16 protein-coding genes are annotated in these 14714 nt (G+C 38.4%); all 16 read left to right on the forward strand.

Features of this window, described 5'->3' with window-relative positions; all coding sequences use genetic code 11:
- Nucleotides 1-64 precede the first annotated feature (64 nt).
- Entirely contained in the window at nucleotides 65-1765 is a 1701-nt protein-coding gene (gene ilvB, locus AC1DS7_RS08650; protein ID WP_061675101.1) for an acetolactate synthase large subunit, read from the forward strand.
- Nucleotides 1762-2271, forward strand: a complete 510-nt coding sequence (ilvN, locus tag AC1DS7_RS08655; RefSeq protein ID WP_000822948.1) for an acetolactate synthase small subunit — start codon at nucleotides 1762-1764, stop codon at nucleotides 2269-2271. Before ilvB ends, ilvN begins: the two co-directional genes overlap by 4 nt.
- Before the next feature lie 21 nt (nucleotides 2272-2292).
- On the forward strand, nucleotides 2293-3309 hold the full coding sequence (ilvC, locus tag AC1DS7_RS08660; protein WP_003188179.1) for a ketol-acid reductoisomerase: 1017 nt from the start codon (nucleotides 2293-2295) through the stop codon (nucleotides 3307-3309).
- A gap of 1 nt (nucleotide 3310) precedes the next feature.
- Nucleotides 3311-4831, forward strand: a complete 1521-nt coding sequence (leuA, locus tag AC1DS7_RS08665; RefSeq protein WP_002064438.1) for a 2-isopropylmalate synthase — start codon at nucleotides 3311-3313, stop codon at nucleotides 4829-4831.
- A 78-nt stretch (nucleotides 4832-4909) separates the two neighbouring features.
- The gene (leuB, locus tag AC1DS7_RS08670; RefSeq protein WP_002011718.1) at nucleotides 4910-5974 is read left to right on the forward strand and encodes a 3-isopropylmalate dehydrogenase; all 1065 of its coding nucleotides are present in this window, start codon (nucleotides 4910-4912) and stop codon (nucleotides 5972-5974) included.
- On the forward strand, nucleotides 5974-7368 hold the full coding sequence (leuC, locus tag AC1DS7_RS08675; protein WP_002011716.1) for a 3-isopropylmalate dehydratase large subunit: 1395 nt from the start codon (nucleotides 5974-5976) through the stop codon (nucleotides 7366-7368). Before leuB ends, leuC begins: the two co-directional genes overlap by 1 nt.
- The gene (gene leuD, locus AC1DS7_RS08680; RefSeq protein WP_002086742.1) at nucleotides 7346-7927 is read left to right on the forward strand and encodes a 3-isopropylmalate dehydratase small subunit; all 582 of its coding nucleotides are present in this window, start codon (nucleotides 7346-7348) and stop codon (nucleotides 7925-7927) included. The genes leuC and leuD overlap by 23 nt, the downstream gene beginning before the upstream one ends.
- A gap of 309 nt (nucleotides 7928-8236) precedes the next feature.
- A complete protein-coding gene (locus tag AC1DS7_RS08685) occupies nucleotides 8237-9499 on the forward strand; it encodes an ATP phosphoribosyltransferase regulatory subunit (protein ID WP_476998921.1) in 1263 nt (420 codons plus the stop codon).
- Complete coding sequence (gene hisG, locus AC1DS7_RS08690; RefSeq protein ID WP_033708301.1) at nucleotides 9475-10110, forward strand: ATP phosphoribosyltransferase; 636 nt, start codon at nucleotides 9475-9477, stop codon at nucleotides 10108-10110. The genes AC1DS7_RS08685 and hisG overlap by 25 nt, the downstream gene beginning before the upstream one ends.
- Nucleotides 10111-10121: 11 nt before the next feature.
- Nucleotides 10122-11411 carry a histidinol dehydrogenase gene (gene hisD / locus AC1DS7_RS08695; RefSeq protein ID WP_215588868.1) on the forward strand — a complete coding sequence of 430 codons (1290 nt, stop codon included), beginning with the start codon at nucleotides 10122-10124 and terminating at the stop codon, nucleotides 11409-11411.
- On the forward strand, nucleotides 11411-11995 hold the full coding sequence (gene hisB, locus AC1DS7_RS08700; RefSeq protein ID WP_002030662.1) for an imidazoleglycerol-phosphate dehydratase HisB: 585 nt from the start codon (nucleotides 11411-11413) through the stop codon (nucleotides 11993-11995). Before hisD ends, hisB begins: the two co-directional genes overlap by 1 nt.
- Nucleotides 11996-12625 (forward strand): imidazole glycerol phosphate synthase subunit HisH, encoded by a 630-nt coding sequence (gene hisH / locus AC1DS7_RS08705; RefSeq protein ID WP_002011707.1) that lies wholly within the window; start codon nucleotides 11996-11998, stop codon nucleotides 12623-12625.
- Nucleotides 12598-13317 (forward strand): 1-(5-phosphoribosyl)-5-[(5-phosphoribosylamino)methylideneamino]imidazole-4-carboxamide isomerase, encoded by a 720-nt coding sequence (gene hisA / locus AC1DS7_RS08710; protein ID WP_002140972.1) that lies wholly within the window; start codon nucleotides 12598-12600, stop codon nucleotides 13315-13317. The genes hisH and hisA overlap by 28 nt, the downstream gene beginning before the upstream one ends.
- Nucleotides 13311-14069: an imidazole glycerol phosphate synthase subunit HisF gene (gene hisF, locus AC1DS7_RS08715; protein ID WP_215588869.1), complete on the forward strand. Its 759-nt coding sequence runs from the start codon at nucleotides 13311-13313 to the stop codon at nucleotides 14067-14069. Before hisA ends, hisF begins: the two co-directional genes overlap by 7 nt.
- Nucleotides 14066-14371: a phosphoribosyl-AMP cyclohydrolase gene (gene hisI, locus AC1DS7_RS08720; protein ID WP_002086731.1), complete on the forward strand. Its 306-nt coding sequence runs from the start codon at nucleotides 14066-14068 to the stop codon at nucleotides 14369-14371. Before hisF ends, hisI begins: the two co-directional genes overlap by 4 nt.
- 10 nt (nucleotides 14372-14381) lie before the next feature.
- The gene (gene hisE / locus AC1DS7_RS08725) at nucleotides 14382-14705 is read left to right on the forward strand and encodes a phosphoribosyl-ATP diphosphatase (RefSeq protein WP_002011702.1); all 324 of its coding nucleotides are present in this window, start codon (nucleotides 14382-14384) and stop codon (nucleotides 14703-14705) included.
- The last annotated feature ends 9 nt before the right edge of the window (nucleotides 14706-14714 follow it).

Consider the following 14714-nt stretch of genomic DNA (forward strand, 5'->3'; position numbering starts at 1 on the left):
TGGAGTGTGGACGTAGGATTTTTTTATTTTATAAATGTTTTAAAAAAGGGGGCTTATAAGAAAAATGTCTTCAAAAACGGAAGAGAAACTGGCAACTGGTGCACAGCTATTGTTAGAAGCGCTAGAAAAGGAAGGAGTAGAGGTGATTTTTGGTTATCCAGGTGGTGCGGTTTTACCTCTATATGATGCGCTTTATGATTGTGAAATTCCGCATATTTTAACGAGGCATGAGCAAGGTGCAATTCATGCTGCTGAAGGATATGCAAGAATTACAGGAAATCCAGGAGTGGTAATTGCAACAAGTGGACCGGGTGCTACAAATGTTATTACTGGTCTAGCTGACGCGATGATTGATTCATTGCCACTTGTTGTATTTACAGGGCAAGTAGCAACAACGTTAATCGGGAGTGATGCTTTCCAAGAAGCTGATATTATGGGGCTTACGATGCCGGTGACAAAACATAATTATCAAGTACGAAAAGCATCGGATTTACCCCGAATTATTAAAGAAGCATTTCATATCGCTAGAACAGGAAGACCAGGCCCAGTCGTAATTGACCTTCCGAAAGATATGGTAGTAGAGAAAGGTGAGCGATGTAGTGATGTACAAATGGATTTACCAGGATACCAGCCTAATTACGAACCGAATCTACTACAAATAAACAAATTATTACAAGCGATTGCGACTTCAAAAAAACCGTTAATTTTAGCTGGAGCAGGTGTATTGCATGCGAAAGCATCGAAAGAATTAACAAGTTTTGCTCGCAAATATCATATTCCAGTTGTTCATACATTACTTGGTCTTGGTGGGTTTCCGCCAGATGATGAACTATTTCTAGGGATGGGAGGAATGCACGGTTCATACACCGCAAATATGGCGTTATACGAATGTGACTTACTTATTAATATAGGTGCAAGGTTTGATGATCGTCTTACTGGAAATTTAGCTTATTTTGCTAAAGAGGCGATTGTCGCACATATAGATATTGATCCAGCGGAAATTGGGAAAAATGTGCCGACTGAAATCCCTATTGTTGCGAGTGCAAAGCAAGCATTAGAAGCTCTACTCAACTTTAAGGAAGGGGAAGTAAATCACAATGATTGGCTCTCATTATTGAATAGTAGAAAAGAAAAATACCCTCTTTCTTACAAAGAACATGCAGAGCGTATTAAACCTCAATATGCAATTGATATGCTATACGAAATTACGAAAGGAGAAGCGATTGTAACGACAGATGTTGGGCAACATCAAATGTGGGCAGCTCAATATTATCCGCTGAAAAACCCAGATAGATGGGTAACCTCTGGGGGGTTGGGAACAATGGGCTTCGGGTTTCCAGCAGCAATAGGTGCACAAATCGCAAAGCCTGAAGAACTAGTTATTGCAATTGTCGGTGATGCTGGATTTCAAATGACCTTGCAAGAACTTAGTGTGTTAAAAGAGCATTCTTTACCAGTTAAAGTTTTTATTTTAAATAATGAAGCTTTAGGGATGGTAAGACAATGGCAAGAGGAATTTTATAATGGGCGATATTCGCACTCCTTACTTTCATGCCAACCAGATTTTGTTGCGCTTGCCAATGCTTATGGCATAAAAGGTGTTCGTATTGAAGACCCACTTCTTGCAAAGCAACAATTACAGTATGCAATTGAGTTAAGAGAGCCTGTTGTAATTGATTGCCGCGTACTTCAATCCGAAAAGGTAATGCCGATGGTTGCCCCAGGAAAAGGCGTTCATCAAATGGAGGGAGTGGAGAAAAGGTGAAGAGAATTGTAACAGCGACAGTTCGAAATCAAAGCGGTGTGTTAAATCGAATTACAGGTGTTATGACACGTAGACATTTTAATATTGAAAGTATTTCAGTAGGTCATACGGAATCATCGGATATTTCGAGAATGACGATTGTTGTACACGTTGAAAATGAACAGCAAGTTGAGCAGTTAATTAAACAACTTCATAAGCAAATCGATGTACTGAAAGTATCAGATATTACAGAAGAAGCGATGATCGCTAGAGAACTTGCACTTATTAAAGTAGCAACGTCTGTAGCAAGAGCAGAATTATATAGTTTAATTGAACCGTTCCGAGCCGCTGTAATAGACGTTGGGAAGGATTCCATAGTGGTGCAAGTAACAGGTACCCAGGAGAAAGTAGAAGCGTTAATTGAATTACTTCGTCCATATGGTTTGAAAGAAATTGCTAGAACAGGTGTAACAGCATTTACACGTAGTATGAAAAAACAAGATAAACAAGTTATGTTAATTCAATAATTATTTAAAAAATAGGGGGAAATGAAAATGGCGAAAGTTTATTATGAAAAAGACGTAACGGTAAATGTATTAAAGGAAAAGAAAGTAGCAATCATCGGATATGGATCGCAAGGCCATGCGCATGCGCAAAACTTACGTGATAACGGATTTGATGTGGTAGTAGGACTGAGGAAAGGGAAGTCATGGGATAAGGCGAAAGAAGACGGTTTTTCTGTTTATACAGTAGCGGAAGCAGCAGAAAAAGCAGATGTAGTAATGATTCTACTACCTGATGAATTACAGCCGGAAGTATATGAAGCTGAAATTGCACCAAACTTACAAGGCGGCAATTCTCTCGTTTTCGCGCATGGATTTAATGTTCACTTTGATCAAGTAAAACCGCCAGCTAATGTAGATGTATTTCTAGTAGCACCGAAAGGTCCAGGACATCTAGTACGTCGTACGTTTGCGGAAGGGGGAGCTGTTCCTGCATTATTTGCAGTATATCAAGATGCAACAGGAGTTGCGACTGAAAAGGCACTTTCATATGCAGATGGAATTGGGGCGACGAGAGCAGGTGTATTAGAAACAACGTTTAAAGAAGAAACAGAAACAGATTTATTTGGAGAGCAAGCTGTACTTTGCGGCGGAGTGACTGCACTAGTAAAAGCTGGGTTTGAAACGTTAGTTGATGCTGGTTATCAACCGGAAGTTGCATATTTTGAATGTTTACATGAACTAAAACTAATCGTTGACCTTATGTATGAAGGCGGACTTGAAAATATGAGATATTCAGTTTCAGATACAGCGCAGTGGGGCGACTTCGTATCAGGACCACGCGTTGTAACGGAAGATACGAAGAAAGCGATGGGTGCAGTGCTAGCAGAAATTCAAGATGGTACATTTGCAAGAGGCTGGATTGCAGAGCATAAAGCAGGAAAACCAAATTTCCATGCGACAAATGAGAAAGAAAATGAACATGAAATCGAAGTAGTTGGACGTAAATTACGTGAAATGATGCCTTTCGTACAGCCCCGAGTAAAGGCAGGGGTCAAATAATATGAAGCAAATTTTGTTCATGGATACGACGCTACGTGATGGCGAACAATCACCAGGAGTTAATTTAAATGAACAAGAGAAATTACAGATTGCGAGGCAACTAGAGAGACTTGGTATTAATGTAATGGAAGCTGGATTCGCAGCAGCTTCTGAAGGTGATTTTCAATCGGTAAAACGTATCGCAAATACCATTCAAAATGCTACGGTTATGAGTTTAGCTAGAGCGAAAGAAAGTGATATTCGAAGAGCCTATGAAGCTGTGAAAGGCGCTGTCTCTCCTCGTTTACACGTATTTTTAGCTACGAGTGACATTCATATGAAATATAAGCTTTGTATGTCAAAAGAAGATGTATTAGATAGCATACATCGCTCGGTTACGCTCGGGAAATCACTATTTCCAACAGTTCAATTTTCAGCAGAAGATGCAACAAGAACATCGAGAGCATTTTTAGCGGAAGCAGTAGAAGTCGCGATTCGCGCAGGAGCGAATGTAATCAATATTCCTGATACAGTTGGATATACGAATCCAGAAGAATATTATTCTCTCTTTAAATACTTACAAGAATCCGTTCCGTCGTATGAAAAAGCAATTTTCTCTTGTCATTGTCACGATGATCTTGGGATGGCAGTAGCGAATTCGTTAGCTGCGGTTGAAGGCGGAGCGTTACAAGTAGAAGGAACGATTAATGGAATTGGAGAAAGAGCGGGGAATGCGGCGCTAGAAGAAGTCGCGGTTGCTCTCCATATTAGAAAAGATTTCTATGAAGCAGAATCCTCTATGACATTAAAAGAAATTAAAGCGACGAGTACGTTAGTAAGTCGGTTAACGGGTATGGTTGTACCGAAAAATAAGGCGATTGTTGGAGCAAATGCTTTTGCTCACGAATCAGGTATTCATCAAGACGGTGTATTAAAAGAAGTAACGACGTATGAAATTATTGAACCATCACTGATTGGAGAGTCACAAAATTTATTTGTATTAGGAAAGCATTCCGGGCGCCATGCGTTTACTGAAAAAATGAAAGAACTTGGTTATGAGTTTACAAAAGAAGAACGAGATGTGGTGTTTGAAGCATTTAAAAACTTGGCTGACCGTAAAAAAGAAATTACAGAAGAAGATTTACGTGCGCTTATGCTTGGTGAAGCAGCATTTGCGGCCCAGCAATATAGCATTACTCAATTGCAAGTACATTTCGTATCAAATAGTACACAGTGTGCAACGGTTGTACTAAAAGATGAGGAAGGAAATATGTACGAAGATGCAGCAACTGGTTCTGGAAGTATTGAAGCGATCTATAATGCAATTCAAAGAATTTTAGGATTAGAATGTGACTTAGCGGATTATCGCATACAATCTATAACGCAAGGTCAAGATGCACTTGCACATGTTCATGTTGAATTAAAAGAAGGAACTCATCAAGTATCAGGTTTTGGTGTTGCGCAAGACGTATTAGAAGCATCGGCGAGAGCGTATGTTCATGCGGCCGGAAAATTAAAATCTTTTATTACTCTTGTGAAGTAACTGTTTGATAAGTGAGGGGATCGTCCCTTACTTATCAAAATATATTTCTGAAAATTCAGATAAAAAGGAGTGTTTTAATTGGAAAAACGTATCGTTTGTTTAGCGGGTGATGGTGTTGGTCCGGAAATTATGGAAAGCGCGAAGGAAGTATTGCATATGGTAGAGAGGCTATATGGACATCACTTTCATTTACAAGATGAGTACTTTGGCGGAGCGGCTATCGATTTAAATGGGCAACCATTACCACAGCGAACACTTGCCGCTTGTTTAGCGAGTGATGCAGTTTTACTTGGAGCGGTTGGTGGACCGCGGTGGGATGATGCGAAAGAAAGGCCAGAGAAAGGATTATTAGCTTTAAGAAAAGGACTTGGTGTATTTGCGAACGTTCGTCCTGTAACAGTAGAAAGCGCAACTGCACATTTATCGCCATTAAAAAACGCAGATGAAATTGACTTCGTTGTCGTTCGTGAACTAACAGGCGGTATTTATTTCTCTTATCCGAAAGAAAGAACGGAAGAATCGGCAACCGATACACTTACGTACCATCGTCATGAAATTGAACGTATCGTGTCGTATGCTTTTCAATTAGCGAGTAAGAGAGAGAAAAAAGTAACCTCTATTGATAAAGCGAATGTTTTAGAATCTAGTAAATTGTGGAGAGCTGTTACGGAAGAAGTAGCTCTTCGTTATCCTAATGTTGAATTAGAGCACATTTTAGTAGATGCAGCTGCTATGGAGTTAATTCGAAACCCAAGGAGATTTGACGTTATCGTAACAGAAAATTTATTTGGTGATATTTTGAGCGACGAGGCTTCTGTATTAGCAGGGTCATTAGGAATGCTTCCATCAGCGAGCCATGCGGAAAACGGGCCGTCTTTATATGAGCCTATTCACGGATCAGCGCCAGATATTGCAGGTAAAAATAAAGCGAATCCAATTGCGATGATGCGTTCAGTAGCGATGATGCTTGGGCAATCATTTGGATTAACGAGAGAAGGGTATGCGATTGAAGAGGCAATTTCTGCAGTTCTTCAATCTGGGAAATGTACAGCTGATATTGGGGGGAATGAGACGACAACTTCATTTACGAGGGCAGTTATTCAAGAAATGGAAGAGCAGGCACTAGTAGGGAGAGGAAGATAATGGGGAAAAGGTTACTAGATAAGCTTTGGGAAAGACATGTAGTTGTAACGAATGAAAATGGATTGGATTTATTATATATCGATCTTCATCTCGTTCATGAAGTAACGTCACCGCAAGCCTTTGAAGGCTTGCGGCTTGCAAATCGAACTGTTCGGAGACCGGAATTAACGTTTGCAACGATGGATCATAATATTCCAACGAAAGATGTTTGGAATATTACCGATCGCATTGCGAAGCAGCAATTGGATACACTTCGTGACAATTGTAAACAATTTAAGGTGCGATTAGCCGATATTGGTGATGAAGAGCAAGGGATTGTTCACGTTATAGGACCAGAACTTGGGCTCACACAACCGGGGAAAACGATTGTATGCGGTGATAGCCATACAGCAACCCACGGTGCTTTCGGTGCTTTAGCGTTTGGTATTGGTACGAGTGAAGTAGAACATGTATTAGCAACTCAAACGTTGTGGCAACGAAAACCGAAAGCGATGGGGATTGAATTAAAAGGAAAGTTACCGAAAGGAGTTTATGCAAAGGATATTATTTTGCATCTTCTCTCAAAGTACGGTGTAGCGGTTGGAACGGGGCATGTAATGGAATTCTACGGAGAGACGATTCGTGATATGGGTATGGAAGAGAGAATGACACTTTGCAATATGGCAATTGAAGGGGGAGCGAAAGCTGGCATCATTGCACCAGATGAGAAAACATTTTCTTATGTAAAAGGGCGTGAATATGCACCGAAAGACTATGAAACGTTTACGGGAAAATGGTCGGAGCTTTATACAGATTCAGATGCAATTTATGATTTACATATTTCGGTAGATGTTACGGATTTAGCACCGTATGTCACTTGGGGAACAAATCCTAGTATGGGTGTTCCTATTGATGAAAAATTACCAGAGAAGCATAACGAAAATGATGAAAGAGCATTTTCATATATGGGATTGAGCCCTGGGCAAAGTACGTTTGAAATTCCTGTTAAGCATGTCTTCATTGGTTCTTGTACAAATTCACGTTTATCTGATTTAGAAATTGCTGCATCTGTTGTAAAAGGGAAAAAGGTAAAAGAAGGTGTGCGAGCACTCGTTGTACCAGGATCAAAAAGTGTGAGAGAGCGGGCGATGCAAAAAGGCTTACATCGCATATTTGAAGAAGCGGGATTTGAATGGAGAGAGCCTGGATGTTCAATGTGTCTTGGGATGAATCCAGATCAAGTACCTGAAGGAGAACATTGTGCTTCTACTTCAAATCGTAATTTTGAAGGAAGGCAAGGGAAAGGAGCACGAACACATTTAGTAAGTCCAGCTATGGCTGCAGCAGCTGCGTTATATGGTCATTTTGTTGATATTAGAAAGGAGAGTTACGATGGAACCATTTCATATTCATAAAGGTACTGCCGCAGTACTTATGAATGATAACATTGATACAGATCAAATTATTCCGAAGCAATATTTGAAGAGAATTGAAAGGACGGGATTTGGAAAATATTTATTTGATGAGTGGCGTTACGATAATGAGCGCCATGAAAATCCTAATTTCTCCCTTAATGCACAAGAACGAAAAGGAGCAAGTATATTAATTACAGGTGATAATTTTGGATGTGGTTCTTCAAGAGAACATGCTCCGTGGGCGCTTGCGGATTATGGTTTCCGCGTTATTATCGCCGGAGGATTTGCAGATATTTTTTATATGAATTGTATGAAGAATGGTATGTTACCGATTGTAATGGATAAAGAGATGCGTGAACAACTTGCCAAAACGAATGCAAGAGATCAAATGGAAGTTGATTTAGAGAATGAAGTAATTATTACGAATACGCACAGGTTTCATTTTACAATCGAGAAAATGTGGAAAGAAAAATTATTAAATGGTCTAGATGAAATCAGCATTACAATGCAATATGAACAAGAAATTGAAGAGTATGAAAGAAAAGTAGCTTCACATTAACTAAAAATAGAATATTCGAAATGTATTTACATTCAGAATTAACTGTTATATAATATGTAAAAAATCAGAGGAGAAAGGGAGTAAGTATTATGAATATCGTACAATCTATTAAAATGCTTACAAAACTACATCATCATACATGAAACCCTTGAACCTAACGTGAAAACGTGTAGGCACAAGGGTTATTCCCGTTGTACCTACACTCTACTAAAGAGCCTTGTAGGTATTTTGTCTACAAGGCTCTTTTTATTTTCGGTTTGGGTGGATGGAATGGGCATAAATTAAAGAGGGAAGGGTGTGTGAATTCAGATGACAAAGTGGAAACGGGCAAATCCGAATGGAACGAGAGATTACTTATTCGAAGAATGTACGTTAATTGAAGAAGTGGAACAAAAATTAAGACGGACCTTTTTAGAGAGAGGTTATGAAGAAATAAGGACACCTACAATTGAATTTTATGATGTTTTTGCATTTCAAAACAGGCCGATAGATGAAGAAAAGATGTATAAATTTGTCGATGAAAAAGGACGGATTATCGTTTTACGCCCAGATATGACAATTCCTTTAGCAAGAGTAATTGGAACACAGAGAGGAGATATTCCTCTTAAAGTAACTTATAGCGGGAATGTATTTCGGGCGAATGAGTCCCTTACTGGGAAATATAATGAAATAGTGCAAAGTGGTATTGAAATTATCGGGATTGAAAATGTAAGGGCTGAAATTGAATGTGTGATAAGCGTAATTCAAGCACTTCAAAAATTAAAGGTGCAATCTTTCACAATTGAGATTGGGCAAGTGCAGTTATATAAATGTATCGTAAAAAAGCTCCCCATTAATGATGAAGAAGAGAAGTTACTTAGAACGTATATTGAAAATAAAAATTATGCCGCACTCTCACACTTTATAGAAGAAAAGAAATTAAATCGGTGTGATGAAACAGTAAGGTTACTTGAGAAACTACCAAGGTTATTCGGGAGTTTAGATGTTGTTGAGGAAGCAGAAAAACTCGCCTCAAGTAATGAAATGAAAATGGCCATTGCGAGAGTGAAAGAAATATATGAAACAATTGAACAGTTAGGATATGGCTCTTACATATCAATTGATTTAGGTATGGTTCAACATTTGGATTATTATACGGGTGTTATTTTCAAAGGGTATATATATGAAATTGGAGAAGAGATTGTTAGTGGCGGAAGATATGATGAGTTAATTGGAAATTTTGGAGAAATGATGCCAGCGGTTGGGCTCGCGGTGCAAGTAAATCAAATAGTTAAGGCACTTCAAGAGCAGCAAGAACCATATAAACGAAAGAGAATAGATATTATGATTCATTATGAGTTAAATAGATTAGCAGAAGCGGAAAGGTTACGAAATTTACTTCAAAAGGACGGGAAGAATGCCCAGTTATCTTTATTCTCTAATTTAAACGATACTTTTCAATTTGCAAACAAGAATAAAATAATGACAGTCGTTGAGGCGAAGAGTGAGTCACTAGTGGAATATGTATGGAGAGAGAAATGGATCATCCAGAAAGAAGGGGAGGCTTCATGCGTAACATTCAAATTGCGTTAACGAAAGGAAGATTAGAAAAGCATGTTATTCCACTGTTTGAAAAAATTGGAATTGATTGTTCAGAGCTCAAAGATAAAGGAAGAAAACTTGTGTTTAAAAGTAAAAACACAAACATTTCATTTATTTTAGTGAAAGCGGTAGATGTTGCTACTTATGTAGAACATGGCGTAGCTGATATTGGAGTCGTTGGAAAAGATATATTAATGGAATTTGAGAAAGATATATATGAGATGGTCGATTTAGGAGTGGGCGTGTGTAAATTTTGTGTCGCTTCTATTCCTACGTATAATCCGAAGAGTTATCGAAAAAAACGAATTGCTACGAAATATCCGCACATTACTTCTACATATTTTCATGATAAAGGGGAGGATGTAGAAATTATTAAAATAGAAGGATCTGTAGAGATTGCTCCACTTCTAGGTTTGGCAGATGCCATTGTTGATATTGTTGAAACAGGAAAAACATTACAAGAAAACGGGTTAATTGTATTTGAGGAAATGTGCTCTATATCAGCTCGAATGATTGTGAATAAGGCTGCATTGAAAACTAAAAAAGACGAAATATTCTGTATTATAAATATGATGGAGCAAGAAATTTTGTCAGGGAAATAGGGGGACTTTAAATGGAGATAGTTTTTGAAGATTTCCAAGAGGCTTTATCGAAAATAAAATCGCTACGAGAAAGCGCTAATATAATAGAAGAAACTGTTCAAAGAAGTGTAAGTGAAATTGTTCAAAACGTAAGGAAGAGTAAAGATGAGGCTTTATCGTTCTATACAAAAAAGTTTGATGGTGTAGAGACAAAAGATTTTCGTGTAAGTGAGGAAGAAATAAAACAGGCAAGTAAGTTTGTAGAACAAGATTTTTTAGAAGCGTTAAAAGAGGCGAAGAAAAATATTATCTCGTATCACGAAAAGCAAAAAAGACAATCTATGTTTGATTGCGTGAGTGAAGGGGTAATTAGAGGGCAGCTTATTCGTCCGTTAGAAAATGTAGGTGTATATGTGCCGGGCGGGACTGCTTCGTATCCTTCATCAGTATTAATGAATGTATTGCCAGCAAAACTCGCAGGAGTGAAAAAAATTGTAATGGTAACACCGCCGAAGCAAGGAGGAATTGATCCGCATATTTTAGCTGCTGCAAGTCTTGCAGGTGTAGATGAAATATATATGGCCGGTGGTGCTCAAGTAATTGCTGCTCTAGCATATGGAACGGAATCGATTCCTAAAGTGGATAAAATAGTTGGGCCAGGGAATTTATATGTCGCGCTAGCGAAGAGAGAAGTATATGGGATAGTCAATATCGATATGATTGCTGGACCATCAGAAATTGTAGTTATCGCAGATGAAACAGGAAATGCCGAATATATTGCTGCTGATTTATTATCACAGGCAGAACATGACGAGAGGGCAACAGCTATTTGTATTACAACAAATATAAAGCTTGCTAAAGAAGTAGAAAGAGAAATAGAAAGGCAGCTAGAGACGTTGCCTAGAAGTGAAATCGCTCGTGAATCCATAAAAAGAAATGGAGCAATTTTTATTGTCCCTTCTTTAGAAGAGGCGTTTCATTTATCAAATGAAATCGCTCCAGAACATTTAGAGTTACACATAAAAGAGCCAATGAATGCTCTAGCTTATGTAAAGCATGCTGGATCAATTTTTCTTGGTCCATATGCACCTGAACCGCTCGGAGATTATTTGGCGGGGCCGAATCACGTATTACCGACAAGTGGAACGGCAAGATTTTTTTCTCCGTTATCCGTCGATGATTTCGTAAAAAAATCAAGCTTCGTTTCGTATACGGAAGAAGCGTTAAGAAGTGTACAGCATCATATTGTAGAACTTGCAAATAAAGAAGGTTTACATGCACACGCAAGAGCAATCCAAATTAGGTTTAAGGAGGAAGAATAATGCGCGAGTCTAGTCAAGTACGTGAGACGACGGAAACAAAAATTAAATTAAGTTTGCAACTTGATGAAAGTACGAATGTTTCTGTGCAAACAGGAGTTGGATTTTTTGATCATATGCTAACTTTATTTGCTAGACACGGAAGATTTGGTTTGCAAATTGAAGCTGAAGGTGATGTATTCGTTGATGCTCATCATACGGTTGAAGATGTTGGAATTGTACTCGGAACTTGCTTGAAAGAATCATTGCAAAATAAAGAAGGGATTAACCGTTACGGCTCAGCGTATGTACCGATGGATGAATCTTTAGGATTTGTCGCGATTGATATAAGCGGGCGCTCATATATTGTATTTCAAGGTGAATTAACAAATCCGAAGCTAGGGGATTTTGACACAGAATTAACGGAAGAATTTTTTAGAGCAGTTGCTCATGCTGCAAATATTACGTTACATGCTCGCATTTTATACGGAAGCAATACACATCACAAAATTGAAGCTTTATTTAAAGCGTTCGGTCGAGCGCTTAGAGAGGCAGTCGATAAAAATGCCAATATTAATGGTGTAAATTCAACGAAAGGGATGTTGTAATTGATTGCAATTATAGATTATGGAATGGGAAATATTCGTAGTGTGGAACAAGCATTAAAATATATTGGAACAGAGTACATCATAACGGATGATAAAAAAGAAATATTGAGAAGTGATGGAGTTATTTTACCAGGAGTAGGCACATTTCCGAAAGCGATGGGCGTTTTAGAAGAAAAAGATTTAGTATGTGTGCTAAAAGAAGTGGGGAGCTTAGGAAAACCGCTTCTGGGTATTTGTTTAGGAATGCAGCTTTTATTTGAAAAAAGTGAGGAACTACAAAATTGTAACGGATTAAATTTATTGCCAGGTGTTATTCGAAAGTTAAAAGTTCCTTATAAAATTCCACATATGGGGTGGAATGAATTAAAAAAAGAAGGAGAAATATCGCTTTGGAATGGAGTAGAGGACGGTTCTTTCGTATATTATGTCCACTCTTATTATGCAGATTGTCCGAATGAAATTGTGTATGGGGCAAGTGAATATGGAGTGAAAGTACCTGGTTTTGTAGCAAAAGGAAATATATTTGGCGCACAGTTTCATCCTGAAAAAAGTGGGGAAATTGGGATGCGAATGTTAAAAAATTTCAAAGGGGTGGTAGAAGCATGGAAATCTTCCCAGCTATCGATTTAAAAGAAGGACGATGCGTCAGGCTTTATCAAGGAGAGTTTAGTAAAGAAACGGTGATGAATGAAGATCCAGTCGCACAAGCAATCATATTTGAAAAACTTGGAGCGAAAATACTACACGTTGTTGATTTAGATGGAGCAATTGTTGGGGAGTCAGTAAATTTACCTGTCATTGAAAAAATATGCAAGGCGGTACGTATTCCGGTGCAAATTGGAGGAGGAGTTCGGTCACTCGCGGCAGTGGAGAAGTTGTTGTCAGTAGGTGTAGAAAAAGTGATATTAGGAACGGCTGCCCTTTACGATAAATCATTTTTAGAAGAAGCGGTTCGTTTATATAAGGAGCAAATCATAGTTGGAATTGATGCGAAAAATGGTTTCGTAGCAACGAGGGGCTGGTTAGATGTGTCTGAAATTTCGTACATCGATTTAGCGAAGCAAATGGAAAGTGTAGGTGTTCAAACGATTGTGTTTACGGACATTTCAAAAGATGGGACACTTGCAGGACCAAATTTTGAGCAATTAGAGTTACTGCAAAAAAGCGTGGGTATTCGTGTGATTGCATCTGGAGGTGTCGCATCTATTCAACAGGTGAAAAGATTAAATGATATGAACATATATGGCGTCATTATTGGGAAGGCACTTTACGAGAAAACGATTGATTTAGAAAAAGTGTTACAGGTAACAAAACTATGTTAGCAAAACGAATTATTCCATGTCTAGATGTGAAAGAAGGGCGGGTAGTAAAGGGTGTGAATTTTATAGGGTTACAAGACGTCGGTGATCCTGTTGAAATAGCCGCATTATATAATGATGCGGGAGCAGATGAAATCGTATTTTTAGACATCACTGCGACGCATGAAGGGCGAAAAACGATTATAGATGTTGTAGAACAAACAGCCTCAAAGGTGTTTATTCCTCTTACAGTTGGCGGGGGGATTTCAAGTGTTAAAGATATGTACAATTTACTAAGAGCTGGAGCAGATAAAGTTTCAATAAACTCAGCGGCAGTGAGAAATCCGAAGTTAATCCAGGAAGGTGCGGAACATTTTGGCTCACAATGTATTGTCGTAGCAATTGATGCTAGAAAAGTAGAGGAAGATAAATGGAATGTATACGTGAACGGCGGAAGAGTCGATACAGGGATGGATGCAATCGAATGGGCGAGACGCGTTGCCCAGCTCGGGGCAGGAGAAATTTTGTTGACGAGTATGGATGCAGATGGAACGAAAAACGGATATGATCTTCGTTTAACAGGAGCAATTTCAAACAGCGTTTCTGTTCCAGTAATCGCATCAGGTGGATGTGGTCATGTGGATCACATTATAGAAGTATTTCAAAAGACAACAGTTGATGCAGCATTAGCGGCATCAATCTTTCATTATGGTGAAGCGACTGTACAAGATGTAAAGAGAAAATTAAGAGAAGCAAACGTTGAGGTGCGGTTATGAAACCTAATTTTGCAAAAGGATTGATACCAGCTGTTGTTATCGAGGAAGATACGAAAGAAGTTTTAATGTTAGCTTATATGAATGAAGAAGCGTATGACAAGACGCTGGAAACGAAAAGAACATGGTTTTATTCCCGTTCGAGACAATCGTTATGGAATAAAGGAGGTACATCGGGAAATGTCCAATATGTGCAATCACTTTATTTAGACTGTGATCAAGATGCAATCGTTGTTGTCGTAAAGCAAGTAGGGCCTGCTTGCCATACGGGAGAAAAAACGTGTTTTCACTACAAAATTATATAGGGGGATACATATGGAAGATATCCTTAAGTTATTATTTGAAACAATTGAAGAACGAAAGAAAAATCCACTCTCTGAATCATATACGAATTATTTATTTTCAAAAGGTGAAGATAAAATTTTAAAGAAAATTGGTGAGGAGTGCACCGAAGTAATTATTGCGTCTAAAAATAATGATAAAGAAGAAATAGTAAAAGAAATGGTTGATGTGTTCTATCACTGTTTTGTTCTATTAGCCGAAAAAAATATTCCATTAGAAGATGTCATGCAAGAAGTGAAAGAAAGAAATGGAAAGCTTTCGCGAGTAGGGGACAGAAGAGAAATAGATACATTATAAGGGGGAATA

It is taken from the genome of Bacillus sp. P4_E1, from assembly GCF_056401715.1.